This is a genomic window from Anaerobacillus sp. ABD4_527 (assembly GCF_056160805.1).
The window spans coordinates 767,894-789,283 of record NZ_JBSWXZ010000002.1; the positions used below are offsets into that span (position 1 = coordinate 767,894).

A 21,390-nucleotide genomic window follows, 5' to 3' on the forward strand; every position below is an offset into this window, starting at 1 on the left:
AATTCACATCGTATAGATTTGAGGATTTAGCATGATTGGTGTTTTCATCGATATTATTGTACCAGTATTTATTTTGATCGGAATCGGTGTATTGCTTCACCGAATCTTTCGGTTAGATCTCTACACGTTAGCGAAAGTGAATATTTATTTCATCGTACCTGGTTTTATCTTCTTAAAGCTTTACGAAACAACGTTTTCTCTTTCGCTGTTCATCTCTGTTCTGTCGTTTTTTTCATTTTTCGTTGTACTCCTCTATGTGATCTCTCTACTCGTTAGTAAAGTGTTTCGATACAGTAAGAGCGTGCGAGCATCCTTCACGAACAGCATTTTGTTTTATAACTCAGGAAATTACGGTGTCCCAGTAAACGACCTTGTCTTTAAACATGATCCGTTCGCAATGTCGATTCAGGTTATCATCCTTACTTTTCAGAACATCTTAACGTTTTCCTGGGGTATCTTCGCGTTAAAAGCCGTTGATGGCAACAAGCTGAGTGCGGTTATTGGCTATTTCAAAATGCCTGTTCTTTATGCGATGGTTTTTGGAATAAGTCTCAATGTAACAAACGTAGATGTGCCGGAATTCATCTTGATTCCAGCAGATTATATTGCAGATTCCATGGTTGCGATCGCGCTAGTGACGCTTGGTGCTCAGGTCGCACAGCTTAAATTTGCAAAAAACCTTTCTGTTGTGTACGTGAGTTTGTTTATTCGTTTGATCCTAGGTCCAGTGATCGCACTCGGGCTGATCTATACTCTTGGTATGGATGGTGTGACCGCACAAGCACTCTTAATATCATCTGCGATGCCAACAGCCGTTAACAGCGCCATCATTGCACAGGAATATCGGAACGAACCTGAGCTGTCTGCTCAAATCGTACTTGCGTCCACCGTTTTCAGCATGGTGACCGTAACCGGCGTTATTTCTGTCAGCAGACTGCTATTTTAACGCTCAATACTTTTTACTTGACGAATCAATCGTCGTGATCTAAAGTTAGAATTACAAACGAACGTTCGAAGGGGAGTAGCTTTTACAGTAAAGTCGTCATTTCAGAGCATGAAGCTCTCGGCTTTATTGGCAGCGAATAGCTGTTAGCAAGACCTTTACCGTCTATGTGGTAAAGGGCTCCTCATGAATAACCTTTGCCATATATGGCGAAGGTTATTTTTGATTTGGCTGTACGGTTGAAAGGGGTGAAAAATATGACTGCAATCGTAAAACGAGCAAGGCTGTTTTTTAAAGTGAAGAAGTTTTTCCCGTTTTTGTTTGAGTACTTTACGCGTCATGGTGGTAAGAGGAAATGGATTTCACTACTCGCAATCCTTGGTTACGTTGTTCTTCCGTTCGATTTGATACCAGACTTTCTCAGTATCTTTGGAATGGTGGATGATGTTATGATTCTGACATTCATTCTTCACCAAATCGTGAAACATGCCCCAGATGAATTAAAAGAGAAATACGATTTTGACTATTGACACTATTTCATAAATTCTATAAGATTAAGATAACAATTTATCGTTTCTCCTAAAGGGGAGTAGCTTTTACAATAAAGTCGTCAGGACAGAGCGCGATGCTCTCGGCTTTATTGGCAGCACTAGCTGTTAGCAAGACCTTTACCAAACGGTAAAGGTCTTTTATTTGGCCTTTACCACAGTGGTAAAGGTCATTTTTTATTGAATGATAAGTTGTTGCTCGAGCCCAATCAAAATAAAAAATGAAGCAAGGGAGATCATTATGAGGAAAAACTTATACTCACATAATAAATCACTTTCATTTAAAGAACTTGTTAAACAAAATAAAGAAGATTTGATGCATGACAAGAAAGAAATGGACCGTATCGATCGTCAGCTTGATGAAAAGTATGATCGTTTTCACAGAAAATCGGTTGTTAAAGGAGGGAAGTAGCACGTGCTCCTGAGAAAATCGATGTGTTTGTTAGGGATTGGAGCGGCTAAAATCGATCTTGTCCTTGAGAAGCTAAACTTCAAACGAGGTGAACTCGTGACGGGTATTTTTGAAATCACCGGTGGGACGATCGAACAACGAGTCAAACGTGTAGAGTGTGATCTCATTTACGTTAATCATGCTGAAAAAACGTCTCGAATCGTTGATTCTGTAACAATTTTAACGGTAAAAGATGTACGGAAAGAGCAACGCGTCACGATCCCGTTTTCTTTCCGAATTCCTGAAAATATACCTGAAACTGAAAAGCGTACATCTTACAAGTTTTCAACACGTCTTGTGTTCAATGAAGGTGTTAAGAGTGTGGATCAGGATCAGATCGCGATTCAGGCATAGTAGAAAAAGAGGGGCTGAGTGCTCCTCTTTAATTTGGTCAGAAAACTATTTTGTCACGAAACTCATTGCTCCATAATCAGATTCTTTCTGTTTCTCCATTCTCCGTAAATTCTGCGACACTCCAGTGATAAAGAGAGCCACAGCGTTCAGGTCTGGAACGATCGTATCCTTCATAAACAAAAAATGAGTGCGCTCAATATTGAGTGCACTCATAACAATCCAACTAAGATTGCCATCGACACCATTCGACCTAAACCGGGTGGTGACAGGTACCGCCCTTAAGTAAAGTATTCGAGTTTTGCATCGGGGAAGAACTTATCGATGTAGCCTCCAAGCGTTTCTTTCATGTCTTCTTGCTGATCTTTTTGGTAGACATACTTACCGATTCCGTATTTTCCCCACTTCCACTGGCGGTTTTCTTCTTCCATCTCAAGCTTTGACATTGGATAGTTCTTTTGAATAACGCGCTTGGCAGGTTTCGTAAATCGATGTTGGATAAGTTCGAACGTTAAGTCCTTTGTAGCCTTCTTCGGTAGTTTTGCTTCGAGTTGTTCAAACAACTCGAGGTAGCCTTGTTTCCAATCATCATAAAGGTAGATCGGTGCAACGATGAAACCGAGTGGGTATCCTGCTTCAGCGACTTTTGCTGCTGCTTCAATCCTCTCATCGAGTCTTGAAGTACCAGGCTCAAGAAATTTAATCACATAGTCTGCGTTCATGCTGAAACGAAACCTTGTTTTTTTGTTATGTTCCGCGTCGAGAAGGTGATCAACATGTGCGAATTTCGTTACAAAACGAAGCTTTCCGTATTCTGATTTCCCAAAGTACTCGATCGCACTTTTTAACGTGTGCGTTAGATGATCGATCCCTACGATATCAGATGTACACGATGCTTCAAATCTCGTTTGTTCTGGAGCACGTTCCTGCATATATTTCTCAGCCGCATCAAAGATTTCATCTGTATTCACATACGTTCGAATGTAAGGTTTGCTTCCCATCGTCGTTTGTAAATAGCAATAGTGACAATGACCCATACATCCTGTAGCAAACGGAATGGCATATTCTGCAGATGGCTTCGACGTATCGAACTTCAGCGTTTTCCTAACTCCAACGACAAGCGTTGACTTTGCCACTCGATACTGCTGGAAATGGTTATCTCCAGGTAGGTTTCTTACCTGGTTATGAGAAGTTGTCTCACGTATTTCGATGCCCATCTTCGTAAACTTTTCCTTTAACTGACGACCGAGGGGATATTCGGTAGCGCGGGGTTCCATATAAACGAGCTGTGGGACAAACGGTTTAACCAATACAGTTCCTCCTTCCTTATGTGGTTTTACTATCCGAAATACATATCGAAAGCTTGCTGTGCCTCTGTTTCTGAATGATAAATTGCAATATCTGAATTCAATGGATAATACGTTTCATACAGAAAGAGTGCAAGTTCACCTGGATGATCGGGATCGTTCACGACTGCTGCTTGTTGGATGTTTGCGACGTCGTATGTATGTGGATTTCGATACATCACATAAACGATATCTCCCGCTTGGTATTGTGTTGGATCGTTGAGATTCATTTTTCATTCACTCCTTTTTCCTACCTTCATTGTTCCTAATATGAGGAAATTGTTGCAAAAAAACGGTTGGTAATTCTTGTTATCTCCATATGATGCGCAGTGTGAAATTGTAAGGTGGTCGAAGGCCTTTTTTTAACATCTTTTCATTCCTTCTTACATATTGTGTTCTGTTGAGCCATTATGAAGGAGGTGCGTGGAGGTATGCTGAAGTTTCTTAAGAAGTTACTGCCTTCACTTGATGAAAAGATCTTGTCGCGATTTAAGCTATACAGGAGAGTGCGAGGTGGCGTATGGTACAAAGTTTCTGATCGGGTTGTACCAAAACACAGCCTTTGGGTAAGGGAAGTCGACCACGAAGCGTATTATGTATGGAAAAAAGAAAACTACAACAAAACGGGCAATTGAGCAAACAGCTCAATGCCCGTTTTTATTCTTTCGACATATGATGAGTAAAAACGGGTGGTGACAGGCACCAAATGAACAAAGAAGAATTCACTAAAAAAGAAGGTAGCGTCTTTCCTGGTAAGACGTATGTTGAGGCGCTGTTGACATATGTGTTCGAAGATCAGCGTGATTATCTATTTCATGCGATGTTTCAAATTCATAGAGCTCATGTTGTGATGCTCTCTGAACAAGGAATCGTTAAGAAGCAAGATGCGAAAGTGATCCTTGACTGCGTGAATCGTCTTGAGGAGATGGATGTACGTTCACTATCCTATTCACCAGAATTTGAAGATCTGTTCTTCATGATGGAATCCACGATAAGTAAGGAAATTGGGCCGGATTTAGCAAGCGCGATGCATATTGCGAGAAGTCGAAACGATATGGGTGAAGCGATGTACCGTATCGTGCTTCGTGAGCACATTCTTTCGCTCATCGGTGATTTGATTTCAATTAAAGAAGCGATTATTCAGCAAGCAGAGGACCACGTTGATACAGTAATGACTGCTCATACACATACACAGCCCGCACAACCAACAACCCTCGGGCATTACCTAGTAGCAGTGTACGATGTTCTAGAGCGTGATCTAAATCGGTTTTGGGATGCGTTTCATACCATAAACCATTCCCCTATGGGGGCAGCGGCGATTACGACGACTGGCTTTCCGATCAACCGTGAGCGGGTTAGTGAATTGTTAGGTTTTGAAGGTGTGATAGAGAACTCATACGATGCGATCGGTGGCGTTGATTATTTACTCGATCCTGCTACTGCCATTTTAACATCGATGACGAATACCGGTCGCTGGATACAAGACTTCCTAAGGCTTACTACGGTTGAAGTGGGCATCTTACGCGTTGCAGCACCTTACGTGCAAGTTAGCAGCATTATGCCGCAAAAACGAAATCCCGTATCGATCGAGCATGCTCGTGCGATTGCTAGTAGTGCTGTAGGTGAGGCGCTAAGTGTGATTCAGATGATTCACAACACGCCATATGGAGATATCGTCGATACGGAAGACGATCTTCAGCCTCATCTTTATCGAGGGTTCGATAAAGCCTCTCGAGTGTATCGCTTGATGAATGCCGTTATTAGGACGATGGAAGTAAATAAACAAAGAGCGCGTTCCGAAGCGTCTCACCACTGTATTACGATTACAGAGTTCGCCGATGTATTGACGAGAGAGAAGGGCGTATCCTATCGTGACGCTCATAAAGCTGCGAGTCATTTAGCTAGAAAATGTGTTGATGAAAATCGTGAGTTAGCTGATTGGAACGTAGGAGAAGTAAACGACTTGTTAAAAGCGCAAATAAGGATAACAGTGGTTCTTTCAGATGAAGATTGGAAAGGGATCGTGTGTCCTGAAGAATTTGTTCACAGGAGAAGCGTAAGAGGAGGACCAAATCCTACTGAAGTAAAGAGAATGATCGAAGTGCGAAGAACTGCATTGAAGAAACATCACGATAAGTGTGAGAAGATAAAGGGACGTCTAAACGAAAAAGAGCAGCAGTTGAAAAACAAACGGCATTCGACATGAAACGGGTGGTGACAGGCACCAAACAACAGGCACCAAACAACCAAACAGGGCACAAAACAGAGGGGGTTAGCTACGGTGGATGCGAACGAAATCGTCACGTTCATTAAGGAGTTAGAGAGACTGAAGGATACGACGAGATCTGCGTATACGAAGAAGGGTAGACGAGAGAGCGTTGCTGAGCATTCTTGGAGGCTCGCGATGTTTGCACTTGCACTAAAGGATGAGCTAGAAGGGCTCGACATGAATAAAGTGGTTCTGATGTGCCTCGTTCACGATCTTGGGGAAGCTTATGATGGAGATATTTCAGCAACGGTGAAGGTGAATCATGATAAGAAGATCAAAAAAGAGGAAAAAGGTGTCGAGCGGTTAACGGATGCTCTACCAGAAGAAAATCAAAGCGCGATCTTAGCGTTATGTAAGGAATATAACAAAGGAGAAACGAGCGAAGCAAAGTTTGTAAAGGCACTCGATAAGATGGAAACGATTATTCAGCATACTCAAGGAACAAATCCACCAGGGTTCGACTACGAGTTCAACCTTACTTATGGAAAAGAATATGAGCTTGATCACCCTTTAATGAAACAGGTCAGAAAACTCATCGATCTCGAAACGAAAAACAAAATTGATGAAGGGAAGCCGTAAGCGAGTACCTACAAGGTGCTCGTTTTTTTACGTTGAAGTTACACTTTTCTGAAATGTATGGATTTTAGTTTCAGGGTTGCGATTCTTTCAAATGCCGGTAAAATAGACGCGAGGTTTTTTCAGTAAATGTTTCACATCATACTTGGCCATGTGAAACATATCATGATAGTAAACTGACTTTCGTCCTCATTCGAGGAACAATACATGTCAGAAAGGGGCACAATAACATGAATCGCACAGTGGTCTGTCCATGTGAAGGGATTGTTGAAAAAGTTTATGTGAACCATTCATCCCGTGTGTACGAATGGGAGCCGATGTTTGTCATTCGCGATGGACAGGGCAACGTTGAGGATGTCACGCTCAACGTAAGTGGGCAAATCTCTGAACTTCACGTACAAGAAAACGATCGCGTGACGTCTGGTGTCATTCTTGCATCGATGAAAGAAGATGACTTCGTAACAGGTAGCGATTGATCTCGCGTTATAAAGCCGGCATAGCCGGCTTTTTGTGTAGATGGAACACTCTGATTGTGGTATAAAGAAAACACAAGGAGGGGTGCTTTTATGCTTCAGCCGTTTTTGTACAATCACCATCTGAATGTCATTAGAGAACAAATCGATGTTTTATTATACAACGTTGGCCATCTTGTTGATGCCGACGTGAAAGCTGCCGTGCAGCATACGATCGCAGATAAATTACTCGCTCTCTTTCCTACTCTTTCGAAAGAACAACATGCCTTTATCGACGAAATCCGCTACTTGAACGTTTCTGAGATCGAACACTTTCTTGAAAGAGCACAAAAAGTCGTTATCCCATTCCCAGAGCTAGCGAACGACGAAATAGAAAAGCTTTTTCGTAAAAGTAAAAAAGTAAAGCTTCCCTATTCTTATCCGAGAACGATCACCTATCTCGGTTGGAACGATATACAATCAAAACGTAAGTATCTTATTTACCCCTACAAAGGCGAGATCATTGGTGTGGAAGGATCTTACACAATATTAAATCAGAGGACAACCTGTTTCTTATGCGGCGGGTATGGTGAAGTTGCGCATGTGTCGTCCAGGATCTATGATCATGAAGACTACCACACGGTCGGTCAGTATATGTGTGTAGACAGCGTGTTGTGTAATGAGTACCTGAAAGATACGGCTCCGCTTGAAGCTTTTTTTGAAAAAGTTCATAACAAAGCGTTGAACGCGTGAAAAACACCGCCTATTCAATTGTGGATGGGCGGTGTTTTTCATTGGAAAAAGTTTTTAATCCTTTTTTGCGTTAAAAGCTTGCTAGAATATTGATTATCTTGTAAAGTACTCCGTAGATTACATCTCAGATGGACAAATGTTTTTGTTTGGAGGACACTATGAAGAAGATTGGACTACTACCACGAATTCTTATCGCAATTGCATTAGGTGTATTGATCGGAGCATTTCTACCAGAATGGACCGTACGATTATTCGCGACATTCAACGGTATATTCGGTAACTTCCTTGGATTCGCTATTCCACTAATCATTATTGGATTCATCGCACCAGGAATAGGCGAAATCGGTAAAGGTGCTGGAAAACTGATTGGGGTCACGACGACGGTTGCGTATCTTTCTACTTTTCTAGCAGGCTTACTCGCATTCTTTGCAGCTCGTAACCTTTATCCTATATTTCTTGAAACTGGTGGTGCGGCTTCAGGGATGGAAAACCCTGAAGAATCACTTCTAGAGCCATTTTTCCAAGTGGAAATTCCGCCTATGATGGGCGTAATGACAGCCCTTGTCCTTGCGTTTACGCTCGGTTTAGGGATGGCAGCGATGAAAGAAAATAAGCTTAAAGGCGTTATGGTTGAATTTAGAACGATCATCGAAAAAGTGATCAGCTACGTAATCATCCCGTTATTGCCACTGCACATTCTTGGTATATTCGCGAATATGACGAGTGCTGGTCAGGTGCAAACGATCTTAAGCGTGTTTGCAAAAGTTTTTGTCATGATCATTCTTCTTCACCTAACGATGCTTTTGATTCAATATAGTGTGACGGGCGCTGCTACATCTCGCAATCCTTTTACATTATTAAAAGGGATGATTCCAGCGTATTTCACAGCTCTCGGTACACAGTCATCTGCTTCTACCATTCCGGTAACGCTTAGACAAACGAAGAAGAACGGCGTTCGTGAAAAAGTAGCGGACTTCAGCATCCCGCTTCTAGCAACGATTCATCTCTCAGGAAGTACAATCACGATTGTGTCCTGTGCGATGGCCGTAATGCTATTAAATGGACAGGACCCAACGTTCGCCTCTATCATTCCTTTCGTCTTGATGCTAGGAATTACGATGATCGCAGCACCTGGTGTACCGGGTGGAGCGGTAATGGCCGCGATCGGGCTTCTTGAGAGTATGCTAGCATTCGATGCAACGATGGTATCTCTTATGATCGCGCTCTACCTTGCACAAGATAGCTTTGGTACAGCAACGAATGTTACGGGTGACGGGGCATTATCAGGCCTTGTCGATAAATTAACGTCGAAAAAGAAAAACGTTCAGCCTGTTGCAAAAGCGAATTAAGATTAAAAGCAAGCTCCCTACGAGCTTGCTTTTTTATTAGACTAAAAAGTGAATGAAACCCTTTATTTCCAAAATCTACTATGTCTATAATAGAGCTATTACATTTATCAGAAGGAGTTAAAGAAGCAAATGAACCCAATTTTAATGGATGTACGCACGGAGCTAGAAACGGAACGATTAATCCTACGAATGCCTCGACCAGGGGATGGTAAAGTCATCAACGAAGCGATTCACTCTTCAATGAAGGAACTATCTCCATGGGTTGGGTTCGCGAGAGAAAATCCAACGGTTGAAGATACAGAGATGAATGTGAGAGAGGCACATATCAAGTTCTTAAAGCGAGTAGGGTTCAGATTTCTCATATTCGAGAAGAAGACAGGTGAATACGTGGGCACAACGGGCCTTCATAATCTTGATTGGGATGTACCGAAGACGGAAGTTGGGTATTGGATCAACACGAAGTTTGGCGGACGTGGTTACATAACAGAAGCCGTTGGTGAGCTGACAAACTTTGCGGAGAAAGAACTCGGGATGAAACGGATCGAGATTCAATGCGACCTGAAAAACAAAAAGAGCCGTGCAGTACCTGAACGACTCGATTACGTGCTTGAAGCGACTTTACGAAACGATGATGTTTTGTTAGATGGGTCTGGCTTATCGGATACGTGTATTTACGCGAAGGTGTTCTAAGGAAGCGCTTTCTATCATTCGCCTGCTTTTGCAACCGTTAGTGATTGCCCGCTTCCTTCAGATACCGCAAAATCAGTAGTTTGCGAGATTAAGCTAGAACGATAAATCATCTTATCTGTGATGCGAGTGGCGTTTTGTTTATCTGCGAGTGTAACAGTGCTGTCATGGATGACTGCAGGGATAAAGGTAACTTCATAGTTGTCCACAGTGACGTCGATCTTAGCGATTACCGTGTCAGCGGTGTCACCTTCAACGTAGTCTGGGAATAAAAAGTTGCCGAGGGAGTATAAGATCGGCTTCCCATCATAGTACTCCATCCCTTGCAGCACATGAGGGTGTGCACCAATGATGATATCGGCCCCCGCGTCGATCATGCTGTGTGCAAAATTTCGTTGACTATCGCTAGGCTGGATCGTCCGTTCAGCTCCCCAGTGGATATACACGATCGTCGTATCACAAGTGGCTGCAGATTGTTTAATATGCTCGATCACTCGGTCTTGCTGGTACCCGCTAGCGAGCCCTCCATTTTCATTTGCGTACCATGAGATGGTGGGCAGAACTTGCGAAAAACCAAGAATATCGACTTTGTGATCATTGATCGTCTGCGAATGAGCACGGTACGCCTCACTTTCGTTCGTACCAGCTCCAACATAGTTCAGGTCTGCTTTTTTCAGTAGGTCGATCGTCTCATATAATCCTTCTCGACCAAAGTCCATCGCGTGATTGTTTGCGAGTGATACGACGTCAAAGCCAGCGTCTTTGATCGCTTTAGCTGAAGCAGGTGGGGATTGAAACGTATAAAGCTTGTTCTCTTTTATTCCTTTGGTTCCAATCGCGGTTTCTAAGTTCATGATGGCGAGGTCAGATTCCTTGATGATCGGGGAAATATGTTGAAGTGGATAGTTCGCCCCTTTCGTGCTCATCGCTTCTTTAATCGACCAGTCGAACATCGTGTCACCTACGACTGTAATCTCATAACTAGACGATTTCCCTATAAGCTCTTTCGAAAGATTTCTTGAAATCTCTGAATGAACGTTAGAAGAGTAGACGGCTTCTGAATTGTTGAAAGGATTTACAGCTACTAAACTTAGCACACCAACGACGAGCAACAAACTTACTAGAATAACCAAACGCTTCATATCGACACCTCAAAATTATAAAAAATAAGAGTACAAGGTAAATTATAACATGGAAATAAAAGTATTTAGACCTATTTTTAGGGAGTAACTGGTAAACTTTTTACAAGAGAGAGGAGGAGTGTTTTGAAAAAAGGGGTCTGGTTATTGTTAGTTATGTTCCTTCTAGGAGGGTGCAGTGTTGAGTTTTCGATGGAGGATGAGCACCTTGCTTACCTTTCTTACAAGGTAGGAAACGACCATGAAAAGATGTTTGAAGAGATGAACATGGGGATCCTATTAAACTATGATCTTAAGCTTACAAAAGCGGATAAAACGTGGGTCACAGTTTGGGTCGAGGGCTACCGAGATGGAGAGCCGATGACACCGTCACCTTTAACTGAGCTCTCTTATGGGTTTAGTCAAGAGGAAGAACAAGTGGGGAGCGTTGGGTTCGGCATCGTCCAACCTGAAGATGGAGAAGAGTTATTTTCTCTTTATGCACCAGGTGCCACAACAGGTCCTGAAGCGATACCAAGTAATCCCATAAATACAGACAAGCCACACGGATACGGGTACACGATAGAAGAGGAGATCACGCTTGATTCTGGAGATACAAAAGTGATTGGAGCGTACTATGAAAGTGAGCAAGATAATATGATCAGGTCGGTCGATATGCAAACAAAAGAAGGCATTGAAGAAATGATTCATGATGAGCATGTTGTCCTACTTTTGAAGATTAAGATCGAGGAACGAGCGGGAGAAAACTGAAATGTGTTAGTATTTAGATAAGTTGAACTCCAAACGTACTAGATAGACACATAAATGTAGGAGGATTTTGATGCTAAGTAAACAAGGATTTGATTTATGGGCGAATGAATACGATCATTCTGTACAGGTAAGTGAAGAAAGCGATTCTTATCCATTCGCTGGCTATAAGGAAATCTTGAATGCCATCTATAACGAGGTCATGTCTACCGAAAAGGCAAACATCCTCGATATCGGATTTGGGACAGGTGTTCTTGCAAGCAGGTTGTACGAAGCTGGTCACGACATAAACGGTATCGACTTTTCGAACGAAATGATTCGGATCGCTCAGTTGAAAATGCCATATGCGCAGCTGATCGAATGGGATCTTACACACGGACTTCCTGAACATTTTAAGAAAAAGCAGTATGACGTTATTATCAGCACATACGCTTTGCACCATATTTCTGATCGTGAGAAGGTCGCTTTCATTAAAGAACTTCTTCCACAGCTATCGGAAAACGGAAAGATTTTAATCGGTGATGTGGCGTTTGAAAATCGCAGGAAATTAGAAGCGTGTCGAAGCGAAAACCTTCATCACTGGGATGGTGATGAATTTTACTTTGTTTTTGATGAACTAAAAGCGGAGTTAGAAGGGTCGTGTAAACTCGAATTTCACGATTTCTCACACTGCGGCGGTGTGATACAAATCTCAAACTAAAAAACAGGTGAGGATGCTTAGGAGGCATCCTTTTTTTATGGAGGATTTTCACGTTGCTCATCGAATGAACTATCAACATGTGAGGTGATCCGTTGGAAAGCTCGACTTTGTACCGTAAACAACTAGCACATAAATTGTTTGTAACCATCTTGATAAGCTCCTATTTCGTTTTCGGAATCTCATCCTTCTTTGAAGCTGAAATCTCACAATCTCATATACTTACCACTATGTTTTCAATAGTCGTGATCATCGTTGGGGTAGCAGTCGTTTACTTCATTAAACTAGCAATGAAAAAAGGAAGGGCTGCCGTAGTAGGTTTGTTAGCTTTTTACCTATTCTTTCTAGTAACAAAAGTCATTATCTACGTAGCAACATAATGTATCATTAGATGTGGTTTCTTTTTAAACTAGAAAGTGAGGGTACACGATGAAAAAGTGGATCATTGCTTGTTTTGTCATGTTGTTATTGACCGGTTGCGCGGTGGATGTGGACCAACCGAGCACCACTTCAGACGTGCCTGAAATTGAAGAAGGCGATCGGTATTTAAGCGAAATCAATGCGCTAAAAGGGGATTTTTTAGATATCCCTGAGTCCTTAGAAGAAGAACGAGAAGCAGTAGAAACAACGGTTATTTCATACGATATTGTCGGAGATCACATAGAAAATCATAATGTTCTAACCGAAGAAGAAGAGTATCTAGAATATACTAAGCAACACGAAGCACATGAGGCGCTTTGGAAGTTATTTGCTGACTTAATCCCTTCTGAAGACCGAAGTATGGTAAAAGAGTTCTTGATCTTTACGGATGGAAAAGATGTGGTCCTTGGATACGTTGAACCACTAGACAATTCGAAAGCGTGGCGTCTCGCAATCGATTATGAAGATACAACGAACGAGAAGGATTTCTATTATACGCTCGTGCACGAATATGGTCATCTTCTGACATTGAAAGATGATCAGGTGAATGCGACGAATTTAGAGGATGAAGATGAAGTAGAAGAAGCCTTCATGGCATGTGATGATTACTTTGCATTCAATGGGTGTAGTAAGGAAAATTCATATATGAACGCCTTCTTCCAAACGTTTTGGTCCGATTATTATGAGGAGTGGCTCGATAAAGAAGTTGAATGGAATGAAGAAGCGCAGGTCGCGTTTTATGATGATTATGCTGATCATTTTTCAACCGACTATGCAGCGACACATCCTGAAGAAGACATCGCAGAAGCGTGGACGCATTTTATTTTTTCTACGAAGCCAGAAGGCGATACGATTGCTGAGCAAAAGATTGCTTTCTTTTATCAATTTCCTGAGCTGATCGAACTCAGGAAAGATATTCTTTCTCAATTGAATGATTCATTAAAGGAAAAGTAGTAGATAATCGTAATAAAACGTTTTGTTAGAGATGAAGTATTTGCCCATTAATGGTAAAATAAATGATTGTGTAAAGCTGTTTTTTACGCTATGCCGTAATAATAAAGATTTTAGACACGAACAGTTTTGATTATAACTATAATAAAAATAAAAGGTTCGAGTACGATTACACAATCGAACATGTTCATAAGTGAGGTAAGTAATGGATAATCAACGTGTGTTTAACGACCTGAGAAATAGTTTGCCTACAGCAGATGTCAGATTGAATGAACCACTGAATGTGCATACGTACACGCAGATGGGTGGAGAAGCAGATGTGTTTGTTTTTCCAGGTGGTGCGGAAGATGCAAGAGCAGTGGTGGAGTATGCCAATAAGCATGATTTACCGCTAACCATTCTCGGTAAAGGATCGAATGTCATCATTCAGGATGGTGGAATCCGAGGAATCGTGTTGAATATCTCGACGCTTGACAAAATTGAACGAACGGAAGATGCTGTCGTAGCAGAAGCAGGCGCTCGTATCATTGAAGTATCACAATTCGCCTTGAAAGAACATTTATCAGGACTAGAATTTGCATGTGGAATTCCTGGTTCCGTTGGTGGTGCTGTGTATATGAACGCTGGCGCGTACGGCGGCGAAGTAGCAGACTGCCTCGAAAGTGTGCTAGGGGTAACAAAAGACGGAAAGCTTGTTCGTCGAAAAGCAGAAGAGCTCGACTTATCGTATCGTCATAGTAACGTGGATGAAACAGGATTCCTCGTACTTGAAGCAACATTTCAGTTGAAAAAAGGAAACTATGACGACATCAAAGCGATTATGGATGATCTAACGTTTAAACGCGAAAGCAAGCAGCCGCTCGAATATCCTTCTTGTGGAAGTGTGTTCAAGCGCCCGCCAGGCTTATTCGCTGGAAAGCTCATTCAAGATTCAGGCTTGCAGGGAACAAGAATCGGTGGAGCGGAAGTTTCCAAAAAGCATGCAGGCTTTATCGTTAACATCGACAATGCCACTGCAACAGATTATCTGAACGTGATCCATCACGTGCAGAACACTGTAAAAGAAAAGTTTTCGGTCGATCTAGAACGTGAAGTAAGGGTCATCGGTGAGCCGTTGAAGGAAAAAGATGCTTCAGAATAGAATATGGTGAAAGGTTAAGAAGGGATGATGTGATTCATCCCTTTTTGCTTTATATGAAGGAGGATCAATCGTGAGAAAAACGACAGTCGGGGTGGTCATCATCTTATTTCTCGTCATTGCTTTTTATTCAAATAACTTCAGTCTGCAATCTACTGTAGATAGCTGTTTAAAAGCAAACGGGGAAGCGAAGGTAGAGAAAGATTTTCTTGGAATGAATTGGAATGTAAAGTGCGAGCTTGAATAGGGACGAGTAAAGGAGTTGGAAGAGGATGAAAGTTAGAGAGATAAAAGAAGAAGACGTTGAAGGGTTCTGTAAGATTAGAAATCAGGTCGATGCGGAGTCACGATACATGCTTTTTGGTGCTGATGAGCGAAAAGTCGATGTTGAGGAAGAAAAGAAGAAGATTGTGTCGATGTTGAGAAATGAAACGTCTACGATCTTTGTCGCTGAACAAGATGAGGGATTGGTAGGTTATTTAGTCGCTGTTGGAAGTGAAGCAAAGAAAAAGCGTCATGCAGTTTACCTCGTCATCGGTGTACTCGAAAAGGCTCAAGGCACAGGAGTCGGAACGGCCCTTTTTAACAAATTAGAGGATTGGGCGGAGAGTAAAAACGTACATAGGTTGGAGTTGAACGTCGCGACCCCGAACGAAGGAGGGCTCGCGCTATACAAAAAGTTCGGCTTTGAAGTAGAAGGGTTGAAGCGACATTCGTTGCTGATGGATGATACATATGTAGATGAGTATTATATGGGGAAGCTGCTGTAAATAAAAATACGAATCATAAAGCCAGTTTAAACTCTATATAAAAAAGCTTGGCAACGATGCCAAGCTTTTTTCAACTGTTTAGTACGGATCTGATGGATGACTCTTGTCCTCAGCTTCACATACAGCTTCATCGAGTACGGAGCCGGTAGACTTCTTCATTTCCTTCAATCCGTTCATGACTCGTTCCCCGTATTCTTTATCACACTGTGTAAAGTGTTCGATCATCTTCTCTTGAATCTCTTCTCGGCAGTCCATGAGTGCACTGACGAGGTTTGAAATCAGTTCCTCTTGCTCCCAGTCGTTTAGTCTGCGATACGTTTCTCCCGCTTGACCGTAGTTGTTTTCACGAGGAATGCTTTTTCTCGATAAATTTCCTTCAACAAATGGTTCGTGTTCCACACCTGGATTCGCTGCTTCTTTCAACCCGCCGATCAAAGAAGGTTCATAGTTGATATGTGGGTTTTCATCTTTCCCATAATCAGTGCGGTTGTCCATCTGGCCGCCGCTCTGGTTCGTCGAAACATGTTTCTTCGGCTTATTGATCGGAAGTTGTAAGTAGTTTGAACCAACACGGTATCGCTGCGTATCAGAGTAGGAATACGTCCTGCCTTGCAGAAGTTTGTCATCAGAGAAGTCGAGCCCATCGACCAATACCCCAGTACCAAATGCTGCTTGTTCCACTTCAGCAAAATAGTTCTCAGGGTTTTTGTTAAGCGTCATCTTCCCAACCTTATGCCAAGGAAAATCCTCTTTGTACCAAAGCTTCGTTGGATCGAGGGGATCGAAATCTAGTTCTGGATGCTCGCCATCCTCCATGATCTGTACATAGAGCTCCCATTCTGGATAGTCTCCATCTTCGATCGCTTGATACAAGTCAGCCGTCGCATGGTTAAAGTTCATCGACTGAATGTGATCCGCTTCATCTTGTGATAGGTTGCGAATTCCTTGGACGGGTTCCCAGTGATACTTTACAAGTACAGCTTTCCCTTCTTCGTTCACCCATTTGTATGCATGGACACCAGATCCTTGCATATGTCGAAAGTTTGCTGGAATGCCCCAAGGTGAGAACAGGAAGGTCACCATGTGCATCGATTCAGGAGATTGGCAAAGGAAATCAAACATTCTCTCCATATCCTGTATGTTCGTGACAGGGTCAGGTTTGAAGGAGTGCACCATATCAGGAAACTTGAGAGGATCACGGATGAAGAATACTTTTAAGTTATTCCCTACAAGGTCCCAGTTGCCGTCTTCTGTATAAAACTTAACTGCAAATCCTCTAGGATCACGTAGCGTTTCTGGTGAATGTGTGCCGTGAACAACCGTTGAGAACCTAACAAAAACAGGCGTTTTCTTAGCTTCCGTAAACACTTTCGCACGTGTATACGTTGAAATCGGTTCGTCTCCTACTTTTCCATACGATTCAAAATACCCATGCGCACCTGCCCCTCGTGCATGAACGACGCGTTCAGGGATTCGCTCTCTGTCGAAATGGCTGATTTTCTCAAGGAAATCGTAGTTCTCAAGAGTGGTTGGCCCGCGACTCCCTACTGTTCGGACATTCTGGTTGTTCGTGACAGGATGTCCCTGCTGGTTTGTTAACGTCTCGTCCTGCGGCTTTTTCTTCTTTTCATCCATAAAGCTCCCTCCTTTTATTCACGATTTCAGTTATCTCCAACCAGCACCTTCATATTCACTTTGCAATACAATTTATTGGGTCATTTTGTCCATTATTTAAAAATGTCAACAAGTCATCTGCCGAATTTGAGTTTGGAATTCATTGCGAACGCTTTCTTATGGCCTTACTATTGGAATTAACAAGTAAAACATTTCGCAAGGAAAGCTAACTGACAGGATCTAATAAAACATGTCAACAAGTCTTCCCTGCGAAAGAAGAGGAGGAACTATCATGAGCGACCAAGAAAAATCCGGTTTCAAAGTGAAGATTCAACGGTTTGGTAGCTATTTAAGCGGCATGATCATGCCGAACATCGGTGCATTTATTGCATGGGGACTTATTACAGCATTATTTATTCCAGATGGTTGGATTCCAAATGAACAATTAGCAGCGCTTGTTGGTCCGATGATCAACTACTTATTACCACTCTTAATCGGTTACACTGGTGGTAAAATTGTTTACGGCGCACGAGGTGGAGTAGTCGGTGCGACAGCGACGATGGGTGTTATTGTCGGAGCGGATATTCCGATGTTCCTCGGTGCGATGGCGATGGGACCACTCGGTGGTTATGCGATTAAGAAATTCGACGAAGCGATCAAAGGCAAAGTCAAATCCGGTTTTGAAATGCTAGTTAACAACTTCTCAGCAGGTATCATCGGTGGTATTCTGACGATCCTCGCTTCACTAGCGATCGGACCAGTTGTACTAGGTTTAAACAAAGCACTTGCAGCTGGAGTAGAAGTCATCGTAGATGCTGGACTGTTACCACTAGCTAGTATTCTAGTTGAGCCAGCAAAAGTATTGTTCTTGAACAACGCGATCAACCATGGGATCTTAAGCCCGTTAGGAATCGATCAGGCAGCTAGTGCAGGAAAGTCGATTCTGTTCCTGTTAGAAACGAACCCTGGACCAGGACTTGGTATTCTTCTCGCTTTCTGGTTTGCAGGTAAAGGTTCTGCGAAGCAGTCAGCACCTGGTGCTGCAATCATCCACTTCTTCGGTGGTATTCATGAAATCTACTTCCCATACATCTTGATGAAACCAGCATTAATCATTGCAGTAATCCTTGGGGGAATGAGCGGCGTATTCACATTCGGTATTCTGAATGCAGGATTGATCGCACCACCTTCACCAGGTAGTATCGTTGCACTCATGATCATGACACCGCGTGGAGGATACCTTGGGGTTATCGCAGGTGTTGTTGTCGCTACACTCGTTTCATTCCTAGTTGCATCCTTCATCCTTAAGCGATCAAGTGACTCTGATGAAAATCTTGAAGAAGCAGCAGAAAAGATGGAAGCGATGAAAGGGAAGAAGAGCAGCGTAAGGTCATCATTAGGCGCGAAAGAAGAAAGTTCATCTGACGCAACTGTTAACTACAGTGACATCAAAAAAGTTGTATTCGCATGTGACGCAGGTATGGGCTCAAGTGCAATGGGTGCGTCCGTGTTGAGAAATAAATTTAAAAAAGCAGGTCTTGAGCATATCGAAGTGATCAACACATCGATCAGCAATCTTCCGAACGATGCAGATCTTGTTGTCACTCATAAAGACTTAACAGATCGTGCAAAAGCGAAGCTTCCAAAGGCGCATCACATTTCAGTAACAAACTTCATGAACAGTCCGAAATATGATGAGCTTGTAAGTGATCTTTCAGGGGATAAGCAGGAGGAAGAAACAACTAGCGCGAAGGACACTGAAGTGGCTGCAAAAGACATTCAAAAAGTCGTGTTTGCATGTGACGCTGGAATGGGGTCAAGTGCGATGGGGGCATCTGTTTTACGAAACAAGTTTAAGAAAGCAGGACTTGAAGAGATCGATGTATCGAACACATCTATCAACAATCTACCAGACGATGCAGACTTAATCGTGACGCACAAAGACTTAACGGATCGTGCAAAAGCGAAGCGTCCAGACGCTGAGCACATTTCAGTGGCGAACTTCATGAATAGTCCTATGTACGATGAACTTGTTAACATGCTAAAAGACCGTTAACTAAAGGATAGAGGTGAATTCACATCTTTATATCAGCAAGGGAAAGAAGTATTCTACAACTTTTGCTTGAAACAGACGATTTCTTTACGGTAAAAGAAATAGCTAAGCAGCTCAATGTTAGTGAGCGGACCGTTCATAGAGATTTAGCGGGAATCGATGATGTTGTGAATCACTATGGATTAACATTAATTAAAAAAGCAGGAGTGGGTGTCCAATTCGATGGACATCCCTCTCAGCGTGAAGAACTCAAACGGTACTTGTACAGCTTGGACATTACCGAGTACACACAAGATGAAAGAGAAACATTGATACTTTGCAAACTTTTAGAATCTCATGAGCCTATTAAACTCGTGAGTCTAGCGCACGATCTCAGGGTCACCGTGGCAACGATCAGCAACGACTTAAACAGAGTAGAAGAATGGCTACAGCATATGCAGCTTTCATTAATCAGGAAGCGCGGATATGGTGTTCAGGTAGAGGGTGCAGAAGCATTGAAGAGACATGCGATCAGTTCCCTACTTGCGACAGAATATAACGACTCAGATTTCTTTACTTTATTGCAGCGTTCGATTCAAAATAAATCAAAAGCTGACGTGATGGAGTCTGCTTCAAAGCAGCTTCTCGGGCTTGTTGATCACGAAAAATTGCATCAAGTCGAAACGATCGTTAGAGAAGTAAATAATGACCTATCGCACATGATGGCAGACAGTGCCTACATTGGTCTCATCGTTCATCTGACGCTTGCGATCGAACGAATTCAGCAAGGTGAAAAAATTAAGATGGAGCAGGATTTTCTTTCGAATTTAAAAGAAACGAAAGAATTTACGCTTGCTGAAATGATCAGCAAGCGAATGGAGGACTATTTCTCTGTTCCGATCCCTGAAGCTGAGGTCGGGTATATTACGATGCACCTCAGAGGAGCAAAGCTACGGAATTCAAGCAGTTATTATTTAGAAGAGTCGAATTATCCGATCACTGTAAAGGCGAAACAGCTGATTAGAGAAGTTAGTGAAAAGACTAACGTGGATCTTATGTCGAATGATTCTCTATTTCAGGGGCTTGTGACACACCTAGGTCCAGCGATGCATCGTCTCAATCAGAAAATGAGCATTCATAATCCACTTCTAACGAAAATCAAAGAAGATTATCAAGAACTTTTCGGTATCATCTCGGAGGCTGTTGAAAATGTCTTCGAAGGCCTTTCTATTCCTGATGAAGAAGTTGGATTTCTAGTCCTGCACTTTGGTTCTGCACTTGAAGGTCGAAATAAGAAGAACGACTTAAGAATTCTTGCCGTTTGTTCTAGCGGAATCGGAACGTCAAAGATGCTCGCTACAAGGCTGAAGCAAGAATTTCATGAGGTACATGATGTGAAGAGCGTCTCACTCTTCCAACTAGAAAAAGAAGACGTCCATGCGTTTGACCTGATCGTGTCAACGATCCCTTTAACGGAGTTGGATACAGACTATATTGAAGTGAGTCCGTTTTTATCTGAAAAAGAAGCAAAAGGCATCCGAACAGTCCTTCAACGGTCAACTGGATCAAGCAAAAGAGTACTTGAAGATAAAGAAAGCGGGTTTCAGTCAGGAAGCCAAGCTGAATCCTGGTTTACGCAAACAGCCTCATATAGCGAGGCGGCGGCTTCTATTATGCACTCTTTCCTTCTAACAGAAGCTAACTCAGATCAACTAGAAGACTTGTTAATAAACGAATGTAGCCGACTTCAAAAGGGTAATACCATTACGCGTTCAGCTTCAGTTACAAAAGCAGTTTTAAAACGCGAGGAATTAGGCGGCGTTGGTATACCGGATTCTTCTCTTGCATTGTTTCATGCGCGTACAAAAGAGGTACTTAAGCCGACATTTTCAATGATCAGATTGGAAACTCCTGTTAAGCGAAGCGCAATGGATGGAACAGAAATCGATATGAAAACGATTCTGTTGCAGCTTGCACCGGAAGAAGCAACGCTAGAACAAATTGAAGTGATGAGCTTCATCAGTACCATCATTATCGAATCTAGTGAAACACTTGCTTTATTTGAACAGGAAGATGAGGAACGAATCAAGCTCTTTTTAGCAGAGCGTTTAAAAGGATTCATCACTGAAAAATTAAAATCAAAGGGAGAGAAATAAC

24 protein-coding genes are annotated in these 21,390 nt (G+C 42.4%); 20 read left to right on the plus strand and 4 right to left on the minus strand.

The annotated features are described in order from the left end of the window. Positions 1-31 precede the first annotated feature (31 nt). From ACXAHI_RS16220 to ACXAHI_RS16235, 4 genes are all read left to right on the plus strand, one after another. Positions 32-946: an AEC family transporter gene (locus ACXAHI_RS16220; protein ID WP_474849607.1), complete on the plus strand. Its 915-nt coding sequence runs from the start codon at positions 32-34 to the stop codon at positions 944-946. A 254-nt stretch (positions 947-1,200) separates the two neighbouring features. Continuing rightward, positions 1,201-1,473 carry a YkvA family protein gene (locus tag ACXAHI_RS16225; protein WP_474849609.1) on the plus strand — a complete coding sequence of 91 codons (273 nt, stop codon included), beginning with the start codon at positions 1,201-1,203 and terminating at the stop codon, positions 1,471-1,473. A 259-nt stretch (positions 1,474-1,732) separates the two neighbouring features. Beyond that, positions 1,733-1,903, plus strand: coding sequence for an FbpB family small basic protein (locus ACXAHI_RS16230; protein WP_474849611.1), 171 nt, complete (start codon positions 1,733-1,735; stop codon positions 1,901-1,903). Positions 1,904-1,906: 3 nt separating this feature from the next. Next, a complete protein-coding gene (locus tag ACXAHI_RS16235) occupies positions 1,907-2,296 on the plus strand; it encodes a sporulation protein (RefSeq protein WP_474849613.1) in 390 nt (129 codons plus the stop codon). A gap of 278 nt (positions 2,297-2,574) precedes the next feature. Here the strand turns inward: ACXAHI_RS16235 and splB are convergent, their stop codons facing one another. Further along, a complete protein-coding gene (splB, locus tag ACXAHI_RS16240) occupies positions 2,575-3,603 on the minus strand; it encodes a spore photoproduct lyase (RefSeq protein ID WP_474849615.1) in 1,029 nt (342 codons plus the stop codon). 29 nt (positions 3,604-3,632) lie between these two features. Next, positions 3,633-3,869 (minus strand): transcriptional regulator SplA domain-containing protein, encoded by a 237-nt coding sequence (locus ACXAHI_RS16245; RefSeq protein WP_474849617.1) that lies wholly within the window; start codon positions 3,867-3,869, stop codon positions 3,633-3,635. 201 nt (positions 3,870-4,070) lie between these two features. On the opposite strand from ACXAHI_RS16245, the gene ACXAHI_RS16250 reads away from it, so the two are divergent. The 7 genes from ACXAHI_RS16250 (at position 4,071) to ACXAHI_RS16280 (ending at position 9,728) form a co-directional block, all read left to right on the plus strand. After that, a complete protein-coding gene (locus ACXAHI_RS16250; RefSeq protein WP_474849619.1) occupies positions 4,071-4,274 on the plus strand; it encodes a hypothetical protein in 204 nt (67 codons plus the stop codon). Positions 4,275-4,345: 71 nt separating this feature from the next. Continuing rightward, positions 4,346-5,845 carry an argininosuccinate lyase gene (gene argH / locus ACXAHI_RS16255; RefSeq protein ID WP_474849621.1) on the plus strand — a complete coding sequence of 500 codons (1,500 nt, stop codon included), beginning with the start codon at positions 4,346-4,348 and terminating at the stop codon, positions 5,843-5,845. Between the two features lie 75 nt (positions 5,846-5,920). Further along, the gene (locus tag ACXAHI_RS16260) at positions 5,921-6,487 is read left to right on the plus strand and encodes an HD domain-containing protein (RefSeq protein WP_474849623.1); all 567 of its coding nucleotides are present in this window, start codon (positions 5,921-5,923) and stop codon (positions 6,485-6,487) included. 227 nt (positions 6,488-6,714) lie between these two features. After that, positions 6,715-6,960: a biotin/lipoyl attachment domain-containing protein gene (locus ACXAHI_RS16265; RefSeq protein ID WP_270181417.1), complete on the plus strand. Its 246-nt coding sequence runs from the start codon at positions 6,715-6,717 to the stop codon at positions 6,958-6,960. Positions 6,961-7,050: 90 nt separating this feature from the next. Then, positions 7,051-7,689, plus strand: a complete 639-nt coding sequence (locus ACXAHI_RS16270) for a FusB/FusC family EF-G-binding protein (protein WP_474849625.1) — start codon at positions 7,051-7,053, stop codon at positions 7,687-7,689. A gap of 158 nt (positions 7,690-7,847) precedes the next feature. Further along, positions 7,848-9,038, plus strand: coding sequence for a dicarboxylate/amino acid:cation symporter (locus tag ACXAHI_RS16275; protein WP_474849627.1), 1,191 nt, complete (start codon positions 7,848-7,850; stop codon positions 9,036-9,038). Positions 9,039-9,167: 129 nt separating this feature from the next. Further along, complete coding sequence (locus ACXAHI_RS16280; RefSeq protein ID WP_474849629.1) at positions 9,168-9,728, plus strand: GNAT family N-acetyltransferase; 561 nt, start codon at positions 9,168-9,170, stop codon at positions 9,726-9,728. A 14-nt stretch (positions 9,729-9,742) separates the two neighbouring features. Here the strand turns inward: ACXAHI_RS16280 and ACXAHI_RS16285 are convergent, their stop codons facing one another. Further along, entirely contained in the window at positions 9,743-10,867 is a 1,125-nt protein-coding gene (locus ACXAHI_RS16285) for a CapA family protein (RefSeq protein ID WP_474849632.1), read from the minus strand. A gap of 123 nt (positions 10,868-10,990) precedes the next feature. Between ACXAHI_RS16285 and ACXAHI_RS16290 the strand changes: the two genes are divergently transcribed. The 7 genes from ACXAHI_RS16290 to ACXAHI_RS16320 all read left to right on the plus strand — a co-directional run bounded on the left by ACXAHI_RS16290 (position 10,991) and on the right by ACXAHI_RS16320 (position 15,587). Further along, positions 10,991-11,614 (plus strand): hypothetical protein, encoded by a 624-nt coding sequence (locus tag ACXAHI_RS16290; RefSeq protein ID WP_474849634.1) that lies wholly within the window; start codon positions 10,991-10,993, stop codon positions 11,612-11,614. Between the two features lie 70 nt (positions 11,615-11,684). After that, complete coding sequence (locus ACXAHI_RS16295; RefSeq protein WP_474849636.1) at positions 11,685-12,311, plus strand: class I SAM-dependent methyltransferase; 627 nt, start codon at positions 11,685-11,687, stop codon at positions 12,309-12,311. A gap of 92 nt (positions 12,312-12,403) precedes the next feature. Next, entirely contained in the window at positions 12,404-12,688 is a 285-nt protein-coding gene (locus ACXAHI_RS16300) for a hypothetical protein (RefSeq protein WP_474849638.1), read from the plus strand. 49 nt (positions 12,689-12,737) lie between these two features. After that, positions 12,738-13,682: a hypothetical protein gene (locus tag ACXAHI_RS16305; RefSeq protein ID WP_474849640.1), complete on the plus strand. Its 945-nt coding sequence runs from the start codon at positions 12,738-12,740 to the stop codon at positions 13,680-13,682. 202 nt (positions 13,683-13,884) lie between these two features. Beyond that, entirely contained in the window at positions 13,885-14,820 is a 936-nt protein-coding gene (gene murB / locus ACXAHI_RS16310; protein ID WP_270181426.1) for a UDP-N-acetylmuramate dehydrogenase, read from the plus strand. A gap of 70 nt (positions 14,821-14,890) precedes the next feature. Then, on the plus strand, positions 14,891-15,064 hold the full coding sequence (locus tag ACXAHI_RS16315; RefSeq protein WP_474849642.1) for a hypothetical protein: 174 nt from the start codon (positions 14,891-14,893) through the stop codon (positions 15,062-15,064). 25 nt (positions 15,065-15,089) lie between these two features. Continuing rightward, positions 15,090-15,587, plus strand: coding sequence for an N-acetyltransferase family protein (locus ACXAHI_RS16320; RefSeq protein ID WP_474849644.1), 498 nt, complete (start codon positions 15,090-15,092; stop codon positions 15,585-15,587). A 78-nt stretch (positions 15,588-15,665) separates the two neighbouring features. On the opposite strand, the gene ACXAHI_RS16325 is transcribed toward ACXAHI_RS16320, so the two are convergent. Continuing rightward, positions 15,666-17,222 carry a catalase gene (locus ACXAHI_RS16325; protein ID WP_474849646.1) on the minus strand — a complete coding sequence of 519 codons (1,557 nt, stop codon included), beginning with the start codon at positions 17,220-17,222 and terminating at the stop codon, positions 15,666-15,668. A 271-nt stretch (positions 17,223-17,493) separates the two neighbouring features. Between ACXAHI_RS16325 and ACXAHI_RS16330 the strand changes: the two genes are divergently transcribed. Beyond that, on the plus strand, positions 17,494-19,257 hold the full coding sequence (locus tag ACXAHI_RS16330; protein ID WP_474849648.1) for a PTS mannitol transporter subunit IIBC: 1,764 nt from the start codon (positions 17,494-17,496) through the stop codon (positions 19,255-19,257). 29 nt (positions 19,258-19,286) lie between these two features. After that, the gene (locus ACXAHI_RS16335; protein WP_474849912.1) at positions 19,287-21,389 is read left to right on the plus strand and encodes a BglG family transcription antiterminator; all 2,103 of its coding nucleotides are present in this window, start codon (positions 19,287-19,289) and stop codon (positions 21,387-21,389) included. The last annotated feature ends 1 nt before the right edge of the window (position 21,390 follow it).

Bases quoted from the DNA above. Each gene is read 5' to 3' on its own strand.
- ACXAHI_RS16220 (WP_474849607.1), top strand. From the start codon at position 32: ATGATTGGTGTTTTCATCGATATTATTGTACCAGTATTTATTTTGATC.
- ACXAHI_RS16225 (WP_474849609.1), top strand. From the start codon at position 1,201: ATGACTGCAATCGTAAAACGAGCAAGGCTGTTTTTTAAAGTGAAGAAG.
- ACXAHI_RS16230 (WP_474849611.1), top strand. From the start codon at position 1,733: ATGAGGAAAAACTTATACTCACATAATAAATCACTTTCATTTAAAGAA.
- ACXAHI_RS16245 (WP_474849617.1), bottom strand. From the start codon at position 3,869: ATGAATCTCAACGATCCAACACAATACCAAGCGGGAGATATCGTTTAT.
- ACXAHI_RS16250 (WP_474849619.1), top strand. From the start codon at position 4,071: ATGCTGAAGTTTCTTAAGAAGTTACTGCCTTCACTTGATGAAAAGATC.
- argH (WP_474849621.1), top strand. From the start codon at position 4,346: ATGAACAAAGAAGAATTCACTAAAAAAGAAGGTAGCGTCTTTCCTGGT.
- ACXAHI_RS16265 (WP_270181417.1), top strand. From the start codon at position 6,715: ATGAATCGCACAGTGGTCTGTCCATGTGAAGGGATTGTTGAAAAAGTT.
- ACXAHI_RS16270 (WP_474849625.1), top strand. From the start codon at position 7,051: ATGCTTCAGCCGTTTTTGTACAATCACCATCTGAATGTCATTAGAGAA.
- ACXAHI_RS16275 (WP_474849627.1), top strand. From the start codon at position 7,848: ATGAAGAAGATTGGACTACTACCACGAATTCTTATCGCAATTGCATTA.
- ACXAHI_RS16280 (WP_474849629.1), top strand. From the start codon at position 9,168: ATGAACCCAATTTTAATGGATGTACGCACGGAGCTAGAAACGGAACGA.
- ACXAHI_RS16285 (WP_474849632.1), bottom strand. From the start codon at position 10,867: ATGAAGCGTTTGGTTATTCTAGTAAGTTTGTTGCTCGTCGTTGGTGTG.
- ACXAHI_RS16295 (WP_474849636.1), top strand. From the start codon at position 11,685: ATGCTAAGTAAACAAGGATTTGATTTATGGGCGAATGAATACGATCAT.
- ACXAHI_RS16305 (WP_474849640.1), top strand. From the start codon at position 12,738: ATGAAAAAGTGGATCATTGCTTGTTTTGTCATGTTGTTATTGACCGGT.
- murB (WP_270181426.1), top strand. From the start codon at position 13,885: ATGGATAATCAACGTGTGTTTAACGACCTGAGAAATAGTTTGCCTACA.
- ACXAHI_RS16320 (WP_474849644.1), top strand. From the start codon at position 15,090: ATGAAAGTTAGAGAGATAAAAGAAGAAGACGTTGAAGGGTTCTGTAAG.
- ACXAHI_RS16325 (WP_474849646.1), bottom strand. From the start codon at position 17,222: ATGGATGAAAAGAAGAAAAAGCCGCAGGACGAGACGTTAACAAACCAG.
- ACXAHI_RS16330 (WP_474849648.1), top strand. From the start codon at position 17,494: ATGAGCGACCAAGAAAAATCCGGTTTCAAAGTGAAGATTCAACGGTTT.